The 14,193-nt window shown below is 42.1% G+C and carries 10 protein-coding genes and 1 tRNA gene; 2 read left to right on the plus strand and 9 right to left on the minus strand.

Features of this window, described 5'->3' with window-relative positions; translation table 11 throughout:
• Positions 1-92: 92 nt before the first annotated feature.
• Together INQ51_RS12885 and INQ51_RS12890 are read left to right on the plus strand one after the other, a co-directional pair.
• Complete coding sequence (locus INQ51_RS12885; protein ID WP_233378377.1) at positions 93-2,675, plus strand: SIR2 family protein; 2,583 nt, start codon at positions 93-95, stop codon at positions 2,673-2,675.
• 485 nt (positions 2,676-3,160) lie between these two features.
• Positions 3,161-3,267, plus strand: a tRNA-Arg gene (locus INQ51_RS12890).
• 493 nt (positions 3,268-3,760) lie between these two features.
• Here INQ51_RS12890 and nifJ read toward each other — a convergent pair.
• The 9 genes from nifJ to INQ51_RS12935 form a co-directional block, all read right to left on the minus strand.
• On the minus strand, positions 3,761-7,324 hold the full coding sequence (nifJ, locus tag INQ51_RS12895) for a pyruvate:ferredoxin (flavodoxin) oxidoreductase (RefSeq protein WP_233378378.1): 3,564 nt from the start codon (positions 7,322-7,324) through the stop codon (positions 3,761-3,763).
• Positions 7,325-7,419: 95 nt separating this feature from the next.
• Positions 7,420-7,818 (minus strand): four helix bundle protein, encoded by a 399-nt coding sequence (locus tag INQ51_RS12900; protein ID WP_233378379.1) that lies wholly within the window; start codon positions 7,816-7,818, stop codon positions 7,420-7,422.
• Positions 7,819-7,897: 79 nt separating this feature from the next.
• Positions 7,898-9,079 (minus strand): ATP-binding protein, encoded by a 1,182-nt coding sequence (locus INQ51_RS12905; protein WP_233378380.1) that lies wholly within the window; start codon positions 9,077-9,079, stop codon positions 7,898-7,900.
• A 130-nt stretch (positions 9,080-9,209) separates the two neighbouring features.
• Positions 9,210-9,782 carry an electron transport complex subunit RsxA gene (gene rsxA, locus INQ51_RS12910; RefSeq protein ID WP_119438951.1) on the minus strand — a complete coding sequence of 191 codons (573 nt, stop codon included), beginning with the start codon at positions 9,780-9,782 and terminating at the stop codon, positions 9,210-9,212.
• 12 nt (positions 9,783-9,794) lie between these two features.
• On the minus strand, positions 9,795-10,379 hold the full coding sequence (gene rsxE, locus INQ51_RS12915) for an electron transport complex subunit RsxE (RefSeq protein ID WP_119438950.1): 585 nt from the start codon (positions 10,377-10,379) through the stop codon (positions 9,795-9,797).
• Between the two features lie 9 nt (positions 10,380-10,388).
• Positions 10,389-10,994, minus strand: coding sequence for an RnfABCDGE type electron transport complex subunit G (locus INQ51_RS12920; protein ID WP_233378381.1), 606 nt, complete (start codon positions 10,992-10,994; stop codon positions 10,389-10,391).
• 1 nt (position 10,995) lies between these two features.
• On the minus strand, positions 10,996-11,973 hold the full coding sequence (locus INQ51_RS12925) for an RnfABCDGE type electron transport complex subunit D (protein ID WP_233378382.1): 978 nt from the start codon (positions 11,971-11,973) through the stop codon (positions 10,996-10,998).
• Between the two features lie 15 nt (positions 11,974-11,988).
• On the minus strand, positions 11,989-13,320 hold the full coding sequence (gene rsxC / locus INQ51_RS12930; protein ID WP_233378383.1) for an electron transport complex subunit RsxC: 1,332 nt from the start codon (positions 13,318-13,320) through the stop codon (positions 11,989-11,991).
• 10 nt (positions 13,321-13,330) lie between these two features.
• Positions 13,331-14,191, minus strand: a complete 861-nt coding sequence (locus INQ51_RS12935; RefSeq protein ID WP_233378384.1) for an RnfABCDGE type electron transport complex subunit B — start codon at positions 14,189-14,191, stop codon at positions 13,331-13,333.
• Between the last annotated feature and the right edge of the window lie 2 nt (positions 14,192-14,193).

Below are 14,193 nucleotides of genomic sequence, written 5' to 3' on the forward strand. Positions count from 1 at the left end.
TTTCAAATTATTGGAATAATTTATAAATTGCCTTCTTTTAACAATTACTCAACCTCTTCATTTAACAATATCATTTAATAACTGACAATCTAATGGGAACATTTAAAGACCTTCAAACTGAACTTAGGAATAAGGAACGAAAAATAAGAGATTTGATCCGTTTTATAAAAACAAGAAATGATCATAATCCTAATTATAGTCTACTTTTAGGTGCTGGATGTTCTATTACTTCTGACATAAGGTCTGCAAACACTCTAATCAGCCAATGGAAAAAGGACATCTTCCTTCAAGAAACGGAACAAAGCGAAGAAGAATACACAGAAATAGAAGCTAACAAGTTTCTTAGTAACCAAATGTGGTATGATAGTCGCAATCCATACTCTGCATTATTTGAGAAAAAATATGATCTGCCCCGTCAACGTCGAATGTTTGTAGAACAAGAAGTCAGAGACAAGCTACCTTCGATAGGATATTCATATTTAATCAAACTTGTTGAAAATAATTATTTTAAAACCCTGTTCACAACTAATTTTGATGATCTTTTAAATGAAGCTTTTTACCAATACTCTACTGAGAGACCACTTTTATGTGCGCATGATTCCTCAATAAACAGCATTACGATAACATCCAAAAGACCCAAAATAATTAAACTTCATGGAGACTACCTGTTTGATGATATAAAAAGCACTCTCAGAGAAACAGAGTCTCTTGAAGATAATATTAAGAATAAATTTATTGAATTTGCGAAAGACTATGGCTTAATCGTTATTGGATATGGTGGTAATGATAGGTCAATTATGGATATTTTATCTTATTTACTAAAAAATGAAGACTATTTCAAACATGGAATTTATTGGTGTCTAAGAGCGGATAGTGAAATAAGCGAAGATTTAAGAAAGTTATTATGGAAAGACAGAGTTTATTATGTCCAAATAGAAGGATTCGATGAGTTAATGGCAGAGTTAAATAGCAAATTAAATAAAAATGATATTCCTATAGATAGTTTTTTTCTGAATGAGAAAACAGAAAATCTAATCACCAAGATAATTACTAATCCACATCTTAAAAATACCTCATGCACATATATCAAAGAAGATTTTCATAAACTCAGGGACACAAAGGATCAAAACATAGTTGGAAAATTTATTGAATATATGTCTGAGTTAGATGACGAAAAGGAAAATGAAGAATTTGGATTCAAGCTATCAGATAATGAAAAATTAAATGATGATGAGGAAAAATATTTGTTGTCACTACAAAAGGAATTATACACAAGAAGATATAACAAAGCACTTGAAATGATTGAGGAACGACTTGTCGGCGTCAAGATAGACAGTCGTTTTTATAAAGATTTATTGGAATATAAGGGTTCATGCTTAATACGATTAAATAAGAATCTAGAAGCTGTTGAATGTTATGAGAAACTTATCAAACTAGATCCCCAAAAAAGTAGTTATTATAAAAAAGTCTTTCAACTAAAATCTTCCTTCGAAGAGAAATTAGATATTATTGAAGAAGCAATAAAAATTAATAAAACAGCAGATTTAGTGTGGGAGAAAGCAAGGCTAATTTTTTCTCATTACAATTTCCACTATGATAAAAACTCTTCAAAATATAATCTTCAATATATTGGAGACTGCGTCAATGAATGTCTAGCACTTGATCCATCAATTAGAAATCCTGCATGGAACTTGAAATTCAAATACATTAAAGAGAAATTTAATAATGAAGATGATCTTATTTTAGAATATGCAACTACTCTTGAAGAGTTGGGGAAGCAAAATATTGAACATGAAACTTATATTCTGAACAATATCAAATTGAAAAATCTTGAAAAAAAGTCAAATAGTGAGATATACAAATATCTAACAAATTCAATTAAAAAATCAAATGCGATTTCTACCATAAAATCACTTGAATTAACATTGTTAGAACAATATGCAAAAAATAATGATCTTGAAAAATTGGAAGAACGTTTTAAATTTATTGAAGAGCATTATACTATTGATGATCATTATCTTAATGTAAAGGCTGAATATTTATTAAAAAAATTCGACAAACTGGATGATGCGATTTCACTTTTAGAATCTGTAAAGAAAAAAAGTTACGACATCAATGAAAATCTTTTTGCATTATATATTTTTAAAGATGAATTAGACAAGGCAAAGGAGATATTTGATGCCGAATTAAAAGATAATATGGATCATGAAATAACCTTGTTAGAAAGTTCTGGAAAATATGATGAAGCCTTGGAATTATCTCTGAAACAGTTAGAAAAAGAACCATTTCATGTTGATAATATTGTTCAACACTCATACATTCTACTTTTAAAAGGTAACTATGAAGATGCATACCATTATTTAGAAAAAAAATTAAAAGCATCAAATTATACACAGCCATATCTATTGATTAATTACTATATCGCCACAAAACATTGGAAAAATTCACTTAAGGCTGATAAGGTTAAAGAAAAGCTTATAAATCTTAACAGTACACCTGAAATTGTAAAAGCCGGAGCATATTGTTTGATTGAAGATGAAAATAATGCTTTTTCATCATTGGCTCACAGCTTTAAAGAAGACTATTCTCTTAAATACAAAGCAAGAAAATATGTAGTTTTTAAGCCAATATTGAAAAAAGAAAGATTTAAGAGAATACTTGGCTTGACGGATTAAAAAGAAGATGAACTAAATAAAAAATTTTATTTTTTATTTTTCGCTCTGAGTAGTAGTCCCCTACATTACCCCGAGCCTAAAGGGCAGGGAAAACGAAAATCGATTTTAAATGCTTACAGAAATCCTGTTTAGTTGATTTATAAGACAAAAAATATTTTTTTATTTTGAACAATCACCAACAGTCCTACTAATACCCCCCATAGCTGTCTGCATGGAAAATTGATTTTGCCTAGAAAAAGGTCTGTAAAATTCTCTATTTAAAATCAAACAAAAATTGGCTAATCTAGAGAATTGAGAGTTAGTTGTGAGGCACAATTCAATTCCCATGATTTGAATGAGAAACAAAGCTTTGATAGCTTATTAAAAGGAAAACATTTTAGTAATTTCACAATATTATTAATCAATCTTGGAATACAGCGATGTAAACCGTAATGTAAACCAAAACGGAATGAAAATATTTCTAAGTTGGATTTTACAAAGTGTAAGTCTCGGTAGCTCAGTTGGATACGCGTTCGGAAGCGAAGCTTCTGAAGGCCTTGAGAGCAACTGCCTTCTAAGCAGTAGGTCATGGGTTCGAATCCCGTCCGGGGTACAAAAAGGTCTGTAAATACAGGCCTTTTTCTTTTTTATAATTTATTAGTTCTAATAGAAAAGAATCAGCCGATAGTTATTGAATTCAACAGGTCACATTTCTTATTCTTCTCTTTCCTGACGGGAAATGCTTTTGCCTCAGCTAAAAAAGATATTTTAAACAGCCTCCAATGAAAGGAAGATGCGGAACAGATCAGTTTCTCGATCCTCCAGATAGAATTTGCCAGTAGATAAATATTGAAGATTATAATAAGGAGCAGCAGTTGGCAATAGCTCCGACGAAAATATCATGTTCTTCGCAGACGCCGGGATTATTTCCGATGAGACATTCTTACCTTCAAGTTGGCTTCGGTTTTCGTTGCGTAAGTATCTTCTTCTGGTTAGATATATCCTTTGATTACGTTACTTGTTGTAGTGCGATTCCTATACAAGACACAACAAAAAAAGCCGCTTCCGAAAACGGAGAGCGGCCTTTTTATATAGTAAGGTTTTTTTTATGCCTCTACTTCAGCTTCTGGCTGCGAAAAATCCATGGCTGCCAGTCGTTTGTACGAGTTGTGACGCCATTTTGCGTTGTCTTCAGCTGCCGAGAAAAGTTCGTCGGCTACTGCCGGGAACGATTTTTTCAGTGAAGTATAACGTACTTCGCCATTCAGGAAGTCCTGGAATTTGTTCCAATCCGGCTCTTTTGAATCAAGCTGGAACGGGTTTTTACCTTCAGCTTCCAACAGCGGGTTGTAACGGTACAGCGACCAGTAACCTGCTTCTACTGCTTTTTTCTCTTCTTCCTGGGTACGTCCCATGCTGGCACGCAATCCGTGGTTGATACAAGGAGAATAAGCAATGATCAGCGATGGTCCGGGATAAGCTTCTGCTTCTCTCAGTGCTTTGAAGTACTGCGACTGGTTAGCGCCCATAGCTACTTGTGCTACGTACACATAACCATAGCTCATCATCATGGCACCCAGGTCTTTTTTGCGAACGCGTTTACCGGCAGCGGCAAATTTAGCCACAGCACCCACCGGAGTTGCTTTTGACGACTGTCCACCGGTGTTTGAATATACTTCGGTATCCATTACCAGTACGTTTACGTCTTCTCCGCTTGCCATCACATGGTCGAGACCACCGTAACCGATGTCGTAAGCCCAACCGTCGCCACCAAATACCCAGATTGATTTTTTAACCAGGTACTGTTTCAGTTTTTTGATTTCGCTTGCGTATTCGCTGTTGCTGTTTTCGATTACTTCGAGCACTTTTTTAGACGCAACTACCGAACCTTCACCATCATTCTTTTGAGCGATCCATTCAGCAAAAGCTTCTTTTTCTGCCTCTGAAGCACCGTTTGAAAGCGCAGTGTTCATGATGTCTTCAAGACGGTTGCGTTGAGCTGAAACACCTTCAGAAAAACCAAAACCGTATTCGGCGTTGTCTTCGAACAGTGAGTTTGCCCATGCCGGACCGTGACCCGATTCCTTGTGTTTACAGTAAGGAGTTGACGGAGCCGAACCACCATAGATAGAAGAACATCCGGTAGCGTTGGCCACCATCATGCGCTCGCCGTATAATTGGGTAATCAGTTTAATGTAGGGAGTTTCACCACAACCCGCACAAGCTCCCGAGAACTCGAACAATGGCTGTGCAAACTGTGAGTTTTTAACCGATTTGGTTTTGTCAACCACGTTTTCTTTTACGGTTACTTTGCCGTCCATGTAGTTCCAGCGTTCCACTTCGGCCTGCTGTGTTCCCAGCGGCTTCATGATCAAGGCTTTTTCTTTTGAAGGACAAACGTCGGCACAGTTACCACAACCTGTACAGTCAAGCGGTGATACCTGGATGCGGAAGTTCAGCCCGCCAAACATTTTTGAAGGAGTGGCCGTTTTTACTTCAGTACCTGCAGGCGCTGCGTCTACTTCTGCTTCATCCATCAGGAACGGACGAATAGCAGCGTGAGGACAAACGTACGCACACTGGTTACACTGGATACAGTTGTCAGCCTGCCATTCGGGTACGTTTACTGCGATACCGCGTTTTTCGAAAGCAGCTGTTCCGAGCGGGAACTGTCCGTCTTCCGAGCCAACAAAAGTAGAAACAGGAAGATCATCACCACGCTGACCGTTGATTACATCAACCACCTTGCGGATGTATGCCGGACGTACTGATTCTTCTTCTTCGCTTTTCAGCACAATGTCTTTCCATTCTGCCGGTACTTCTACCTGTACCACGTTTTTACCACCGGCGTCAACTGCGGCGTAGTTCATGTTTACAATGTGCTCGCCTTTTTTGCCGTATGATTTAACAATGGCCTTCTTCATTTCTTCCACCGCCATTTCGTAAGGAATTACACCGGTGATTTTGAAGAATGCCGACTGCATGATGGTATTGGTACGGGTTCCCAGGCCAAGTTCTTCACCCAGTTTGGTACCGTTGATGATGTAGAAGCTGATATCGTTGGCCGCCATGTATTTTTTCATACTGTCGGGCAGCTGATTTTTTGTTTCTTCTTCGTCCCAGATTGAGTTCAGCAGGAAAGAACCTCCTTTTTTCAAACCTTTCAGTACATCGTACAAATGCAGGTAAGCCGGAACGTGGCAGGCCACAAAGTCAGGAGTGGTTACCAGGTAAGTCGAGCGGATTGGTTTGTCGCCAAAACGCAGGTGCGAACAGGTAAAACCGCCTGATTTTTTTGAGTCGTACTGGAAGTATCCCTGGCACGATTTATCGGTGGCGTCGCCAATAATTTTGATCGAGTTTTTGTTGGCACCCACAGTACCGTCAGAACCCAAACCGTAGAATTTGGCCTGGTAAGTACCCGCAGGTGTAATATTGATTTCCTCTTTCATCGGGAGCGATGTAAAGGTAACATCGTCAACAATACCGATGGTGAAGGCGTTTTTGGGCTCCTTCATTTCCAGGTTTTCGTAAACCGAAAGAATCTGGGCCGGAGTGGTATCTTTTGATCCTAAACCGAAGCGTCCGCCAACGATTTCAGGAGCATTTTCTTTTCCGTAGAAATGTGAACGGATGTCGAGGTACAGCGGTTCGCCGGCAGCTCCCGGTTCTTTGGCACGGTCGAGAACAGCAATTCTCTTAACAGTTGAAGGAAGTGCTTCAACAAAATGCTTGGCCGAGAACGGACGGAACAAGTGAACCGAAACCAAACCAACTTTTTTGCCCTGAGAAGCCAGGTAGTCGATGGTTTCTTTGATGGTTTCTGTTACCGAACCCATAGCGATGATGATGTTTTCAGCATCCGGAGCTCCGTAATAAGTAAACGGACGGTATTTGCGACCTGTTAGTTCGCTGATTTGTTCCATGTAATCGGCTACGATATCCGGAACGGCATCGTAAAATTTGTTGGCCGATTCTTTTGCCTGGAAGAAAATATCCGGGTTCTGAGCTGTACCACGGGTTACCGGATTTTCAGGATTCAGTGCCCTGTTACGGAATTCCTGCAAAGCTGTTTGGTCAACCAGCGGAACGATGTCTTCCATTGCAATGGCTTCAATCTTCTGGATTTCGTGCGATGTGCGGAAACCGTCGAAGAAAGCCAGGAACGGAATTCTTGACTTGATGGTGGCCAGGTGGGCAACACCTGCAAGGTCCATTTCTTCCTGAACAGAACCTGCTCCCAACATTGCAAAACCGGTTTGACGGGTAGCGTAAATATCGCTGTGGTCGCCAAAGATTGACAATGCATGACCGGCAAGCGCACGGGCACTTACGTGGAATACGGTAGGCAGAAGCTCGCCCGCAATTTTATACATGTTCGGGATCATCAGCAGCAATCCCTGAGAAGCTGTATAAGTGGAAGTAAGCGCTCCCGACTGCAAAGAGCCGTGAACGGCACCTGCTGCACCTGCCTCACTCTGCATTTCTGCCAGGCGAACAGGACGTCCGAACATATTTTTCTTACCAAAAGCAGCCCATTCATCCACATACTCAGCCATAGTTGAAGACGGTGTAATAGGATAGATGCAGGCAACTTCACTAAACATGTAACTCATGTACGCCGCAGCGTAGTTACCGTCACATGTGATGAATTTTTTTTGTTTTGCCATTTTATTTGCGTTTTTAATCTATTTAATTATTTGATTTTTGATTCTCGTTATTTGATTCCGGATACTCGATGCTTGATGCTTGATGCTCGATCGTATTATGAATATTCTTCTTCTGGTTCTGTTACTATATTGTGTTTCTGTTGTACTGAGCGAATGAAGCTGTTTAATTTTCTTCCAAGTTTTTCTGTTAGCTCAAAAAGTTCTTTGTAAACTTGTTCTTCTTTTAGTGATTTGGTATTCCAAAGATTTTCAAGATGATCTGACGTTTCGTCATTTGATGCCTGTGCGTTGGTCAGAAACCGAAGAAAGTCCTGTTTGTAGGCCCGTCTTCCGTATCCTTCAACGATCAATGACTTTGCAGATTTTGATGAACGTCTTATCTGGCTCCCTTCTTCATACATTTCGAATGCAGGAAGAAGCTCAAGTGTCATCTTGTGTATTTTGATGACCAGTTCATTTGCTATCTGCCATATTTCAAGTCGTTTATAAGACATCCGTTATTATTGCTTTTTTAAATTCAATATCCAGTATCCAATATCTGGCATCTTGTATCCAGTATCGGGTATCTCGTATCTAATACAAAAATCCAAACAGCCAGAGTGGGATCTTTTTGCCTTGTCCGATTTCAATAACGTCAGACGCCGCGTAAATATCTCCTTCGGCTAGCAGTTTACGGCCACCCACGTTAAACTGGTATTTGCCATCGACACAAAAGTCGGCTATCGGCGATTTTGAAAGTTTTCGTTTGTACCCAACCTGGTTGTAAAAAAAGGTCTGGCGCATCGTCAGATTGTCGGTATTATCCGGCGCAATAGCGTGCAGCAGGTTGGTGTTGTGCATGTATACCTTGTCCGGTTTTTTCATCTGGTCGTCGTCGCCGCCACCGTTGGTATAAAGCAGGTTGATCAGTTTGGCATTTTTCAGGTACTTCAGGTAATTCATTACCGTGGCACGCGAAGTCTCGATCGAACCGGCCAGTTTGCTCACATTGGGTGTAAAGGGTGTTTCCGATGCCAGCAAATGCAACAGCTTCCTCAGTTTCGACAGGTATTTGAATTCGATCTGATTGATGTACGGAACATCAATTTCCAGGGCCAGATTTATATTTTTCAGTAAACGGTTTGTATAAAAGTTCGGATCATCCATGTAATAGGGGAAGTATCCGTTTTTCAAATATTCGTCGAAAAAAGCCAGCGGGCGAACCTCCGCAACAATCTCCTGTGCTATGGAAATATGATCTGATAGAATTTCCTCGAAGCTGTAGGTTCTAAAGCTTTTTCCTGCCAGGTGGTTCAGGTATTCGCGGAACGAAAGCCCTTCGAGGTGGTAGATTTTTGCAATCCCTTCCAAATCGGGGTTACCCTCGGTAATTCTTAAAACCGGCGACGATGAAAAAATGATCTGAATCTCCGGAATTTCATCCACACACTTTCTAAGATCTTCCGACCAGTCGGGGTATTTCTGAATTTGATCCAATACGAGGATTTTTCCGCCCCGTTTGGCAAACTCATCGGCAAACGAACTTATTTTCCGCTTGGTGAAATAAAAGTTGTTCAGGTTGATGTAAAGTACATCGTTGCTTTCGGGGTGGTATTTCCGGATGTAATCCAGCAGAAAAGTCGTTTTCCCAACTCCTCTGAATCCTTTGATACAGATGAGTCGCTGGCTCCAGTCGATTTGGTCCATCAACTCCCGCTTAATGGTCTCTTTCGGACTAATGAGCAATGATTTATGTATCTGCTGAAAAAATTCCAAGGTATTTACTTTTTTATGAGGTTGTTAAAATTGCTATCTATACATAGCAAAATTAGCATTTAAATGTCATTTAGAGAAGTTGAATTGATCAGTTTTCCTTTTTATTTATCTAATTAATGTAGATTTAAACTTATACCAAACCCGAGAATCCCATAAAGGCCATTGCCAGAATTCCGGCGGTTATCAAAGCGATAGGAGTGCCTTTTAATCCTTTGGGTACATTCTGCAAATCAAGGTGTTCGCGAATACCGGCAAAAATGATCAAAGCAAGTCCAAAACCGATGGCATTCGAGATCGCGTAAACTACCCCTTCCAGCAGGTTAAATTCTTTTTGTATGGTCAGAATCGCAACCCCCAGAATCGCACAGTTGGTAGTAATCAGCGGAAGAAATATACCCAATGCCTGGTAAAGCGGCGGGCTAACTTTTTTCAGAATAATTTCGACCAGCTGAACCAGGGAGGCTATTACCAGGATAAACGCAATGGTTTGTAAAAAGGCCAGCCCAAACTTGTTGAGTACGTAGTTTTGAATAAGGTAGGTAACAATGGTTGCCAAAACCATTACAAAAGCTACGGCACCTGTCATTCCGATTGCGGTGGAGATACGCTTGGAAACCCCCAGAAAAGGACAGATTCCCAAAAACTGCATTAACACAATGTTGTTAACCAGTATCGCGCCCAGTATAATTACAAAGTAACTCATATCCTTTCCTCCTTAATTCTTTTTAATGCGGTTAATAATGGCAATCAGGTAGCCCAAAACAATAAACGCTCCGGGTGCCAGAACAAACAGTAGTGTTACGAAATTCTCGGAATACAAAGTGATGTTGAAAAGCTTGCCGCTTCCCAGTACTTCGCGGATACCGCCCAGTAAAACAAGGGCAAAAGTAAATCCGAGTCCGATTCCAATTCCGTCGATGGCCGACGACAAAGGATTGTTTTTTGACGCAAAGGCTTCAGCACGGCCAAGTACGATACAGTTTACCACAATCAAGGGAATAAACAACCCCAGGCTTTTATACAGGGCAGGAACAAAAGCCTGCATCAGTAACTGAACAACGGTAACAAAAGCTGCAATGATCACAATAAAAGCCGGGATTCTTACTTTATCCGGAATAACGTCTTTTACCAATGAAATAACAATGTTCGACATAAGCAAAACAAAGGTGGTTGCCAAGCCCATTCCCAGGCCGTTTATGGCTGAAGAAGTAACCCCGAGAGTCGGACACATCCCAAGTACCAATACAAATACCGGGTTTTCTTTTATAAATCCTTTCGAAAAATTTTTCCACTGATTCATAAGTCGTCTTTATTGTCCGGAATCTCCGGTGTTTTTATTATTCGTTTCGTAAGCCGTATATCCTCTGCGCAAAGCATCGAGGAAAGCGCGTGAGGTGATGGTAGAAGCCGTGATGGCATCAATGTCACCACCGTCTTTTGATACGGTAAAGTTCGTGGTAGTCGGGTTTTTCCCGATTACATTCTGATTGGGTTTGGAAGCGTTGTTAAACCAGGTATCCATTTTGGATCCCAGCCCCGGAGTTTCAGCATGATCCAACACCGAATAACCGGAGATGTTTCCATCCTTGTCAATTCCGGCCATAATGGAAATGAAACCACTAAAACCAGTGCGGGTGTATGTTTTTATGGCAGTTCCGGCCAGTTCGCCGCCTTTAAATGCGGGAAACAACTCAATGCTGTCGCCACCTGCTTCGCTCGGAACTTTATAGCTGGTTCCCAGTTCATCAAATTCGGGAAGAACCTGGGTGATCGCTTCGGTTTGTGCTTTAATTTTTGCTGCCTCTATAGGGGCTTTGGTAAAATCGTACACAAAACCCAGTGCAGCTGCGGCAATTCCGGTAACCAAAACCAGGGTTGCCACCATACTTGTAAAAGTCGATTCTTTCTTTGCCATTTTATTGTCCTCCGAATCGTTTGGGTTTAATGTAATAGTTGAGTAAAGGTGTCACCGCATTCATAATCAGAATGGCGAATGAAATACCTTCGGGGTAAGCGCCAAACATACGAATGCTGATGGTTATCAAGCCAATTCCGATTCCGTAAATGATTTGCGCTTTCGGATTCATGGGGGAAGTCACCATATCGGTGGCCATAAAAATAGCCCCCAACATTAAACCCCCTGTCATAATGTGGAAAGCCGGGTTTACATACATTTCAGGATTGATTCCCCAGAAAATACCGGAGAATACCAGTACTGTTGCAAGAATGGAAACCGGAATATGCCAGGTAATAACTTTTTTCCAGATCATATAAATTCCGCCCAATACCAGCAGCAAGGCTGAAACTTCACCCAGCGAACCGGCATTCATCCCAATGGCCAGATCGCCCAACCCGGGAAGTCCCTCTATTTTGGCAATCGGCACACCGTTTTTCACGCTTTCCTTGATCAATGCCAGCGGAGTCGCCGTTGACACTGCATCAACCGCTGCCATTTTAATTCCGGGCCACGAAGTCATCTGAACCGGGAACGACAACAGCAAAAACACACGACCTACCAAAGCCGGGTTAAAAATGTTGCTTCCAAGGCCGCCAAATGAAAGTTTGCCAATTCCCATGGCTGCCATTGCACCGATTAGGATGATCCACCACGGCAGGTTCGACGGAACGTTAAACGCCAGTAATATACCTGTAATGATAGCAGAACCATCGGTAACCGACGGGGTAACTTTCATCAGGTATTTTTGAATAAGGTATTCGAAAGCCACACAAGCAGCAACCGCTATCAGGGTTACACGCAAGGCATCGATCCCGAACATAAACACCGACCAGATCAGTGCCGGAATCATGGCGTAAATCACCCGGTACATAATTTTCTGTGTCGAGTCGCTTGAATGTACGTGTGGCGAAGGCGAAACTGTTAATAATTTACTCATTATGCAGTTTTTGATTTATTTTTTTCTTGAACGAATGATTTGACCAACTTTTCCCTTTCCAAAGCGGATGTAGTCCAGCAATGGCCGGTTGGAGGGACAGGTATAACTGCACGAACCACATTCAATGCAATCCATCACCCTTTCACTTTCGGCGCGGTCATAAATTTGTTTTTCTCCCAAAGTCATAAGCAAGTAGGGTTCCAGGCCCATCGGACAAACCGATACACAACGGGAACAACGAATACAGGCGATTATTTCCTCCCGCTTCGATTCTTCTTCCTTCATCAGCAAAATGCCCGAGGTTCCTTTGGTAACCGGAATATCCAGCGAGCTGATGGCACGTCCCATCATCGGTCCGCCACTAATGATTTTGCCCGTGTTTTCCGGTAGTCCGCCTGCTGCTTCCACCAGTTCTGAAGTAGCCGTTCCTACTCTTACCAGAAAGTTCGAAGGCTTGGATACCCCTTTCCCGGTAACGGTAACTACACGCTCAAACAGTGGTTTATTTTTCTGAATGGCTTCGTAAACAGCAAAGGCAGTTCCCACGTTGCTCACTACGGCACCCACTGCAATGGGCAATGCGCCCGACGGAACTTCGTGGCCTGTAACTGCATTGATCAGCTGTTTTTCACCTCCCTGCGGGTATTGAACTTTCAGTGCAACCACACTAACTCCGGCAACTGTTTTGCATTTTTCAGAAAGAAGCTGAATGGCGTCCGGTTTATTGTTCTCGATGCCAATTACTGCCTTGTCAACATTCATCGCTTTCATCAGCAGCTGAATACCCACCAAAATCTCATCCGCTTTTTCCAGCATCAGCCGGTGGTCGGAAGTCAGGTAAGGCTCACATTCCACGCCGTTGATCAGCAGAACTTCGGCTTTCATGCCCTTTGGCGGAACCAGTTTTACATGCGTTGGGAAGGTAGCTCCTCCCAATCCTACAATTCCGCATTCCTGGATCTTTTTGACGATTTCAGCCCCGTCAACCGAAATATCTTTTACCAGTGTTTCGGAACGGTCGATGTCTTCCATCCACTCGTCGCCTTCCACATCAATAAAAATTCCTTGTTTGGGATAGCCCGAGCTATCGGCCGAGAAATCAACTTTTTTAACTGTTCCTGAAACGGAAGAATGAATGTTGGTGGAAACAAAACTGCTGCTTTGCGCAATTACTTGTCCCACTTTTACCTTGTCGCCTTTTTTAACAACCGGTGTTGACGGTGCTCCGATGTGCTGTGCCACCGGAATAAAAACAGCCGACGGAATCGAAAGTACTTCGATTTTCCGGTCTTTCGACAATTTATTTTCGGGAGGATGTACTCCGCCTATTTTGAACGTTTTTAACATCCTGAATTATTTAGCTATTGGTTTCAACTTCTACTTCGGGTTTCACTTTTCGCGGTGGAAAGTTCAGCTCGATAATGGCATTGGTCGGACACACCGGCGCACATTTACGACACAGTTTACATTTGTCTGAGTCGATGAAAGCCAGGTTGTTCTCGATGGTAATGGCGTCGAATTTACATTCTTTAAAACACTTGCTGCAACCAATACAAGCTACACTGCAAGCCTTTTTCGCCACACCGCCTTTGTCCATGTTCCGGCAGGCCACCACTACTTTGCGGTCTTTAGGCATGCGTTTGCGTAACTCAATCAGGTCTTTCGGACAAGCGTCCACACAGGCTCCGCACGCCACACATTTGTCGTCGAGGATAAGCGGAACGCCCATTCCGGCGCGCAGGTCGATGGCGTCGAATTCGCAGGCGTCGTAACAATCGCCATACCCCAAACAGCCGAACTGGCAGTCGGATTCGCCACTGTAAACAGACGAGGCGATGGCACAGGTTGTTGCGCCGTCGAACTGGCTTGTTTTCGGACGGTGGTCGCAGGTTCCGTTACAACGGATAAAGGCCACACGCGGGTCTTTTGCAACGGCTTCCAATCCTAAAATGGTTGCCACCTGTCCCATGGTGTCGTTTCCGCCTACCGGGCAGTTCAGATCGCCCAGGTCGGACGCTTTAACACATGCTTCGGCAAAGGCCCTGCAGCCTGCAAAGCCACATCCGCCACAGTTGGCTCCCGGAAGCGATCCTTCCACATCGTCGATGCGCGGGTCTTCCACGACCTTGAATTTTTGCGCCACAAAGTAGAGGATTACAGCCGCAGTTGCTCCAATCACTGCCAGTGTGACAATCGTATATACAACGGTGATACTCATTT

Origin of the sequence: Maribellus sp. CM-23 (assembly GCF_021354595.1) — a bacterium.
Lineage (GTDB): Bacteria > Bacteroidota > Bacteroidia > Bacteroidales > Prolixibacteraceae > Draconibacterium.

Bases quoted from the DNA above. Each gene is read 5' to 3' on its own strand.
- INQ51_RS12885 (WP_233378377.1), top strand. From the start codon at position 93: ATGGGAACATTTAAAGACCTTCAAACTGAACTTAGGAATAAGGAACGA.
- nifJ (WP_233378378.1), bottom strand. From the start codon at position 7,324: ATGGCAAAACAAAAAAAATTCATCACATGTGACGGTAACTACGCTGCG.
- INQ51_RS12900 (WP_233378379.1), bottom strand. From the start codon at position 7,818: ATGTCTTATAAACGACTTGAAATATGGCAGATAGCAAATGAACTGGTC.
- rsxA (WP_119438951.1), bottom strand. From the start codon at position 9,782: ATGAGTTACTTTGTAATTATACTGGGCGCGATACTGGTTAACAACATT.
- rsxE (WP_119438950.1), bottom strand. From the start codon at position 10,379: ATGAATCAGTGGAAAAATTTTTCGAAAGGATTTATAAAAGAAAACCCG.
- INQ51_RS12920 (WP_233378381.1), bottom strand. From the start codon at position 10,994: ATGGCAAAGAAAGAATCGACTTTTACAAGTATGGTGGCAACCCTGGTT.
- INQ51_RS12925 (WP_233378382.1), bottom strand. From the start codon at position 11,973: ATGAGTAAATTATTAACAGTTTCGCCTTCGCCACACGTACATTCAAGC.
- rsxC (WP_233378383.1), bottom strand. From the start codon at position 13,320: ATGTTAAAAACGTTCAAAATAGGCGGAGTACATCCTCCCGAAAATAAA.
- INQ51_RS12935 (WP_233378384.1), bottom strand. From the start codon at position 14,191: ATGAGTATCACCGTTGTATATACGATTGTCACACTGGCAGTGATTGGA.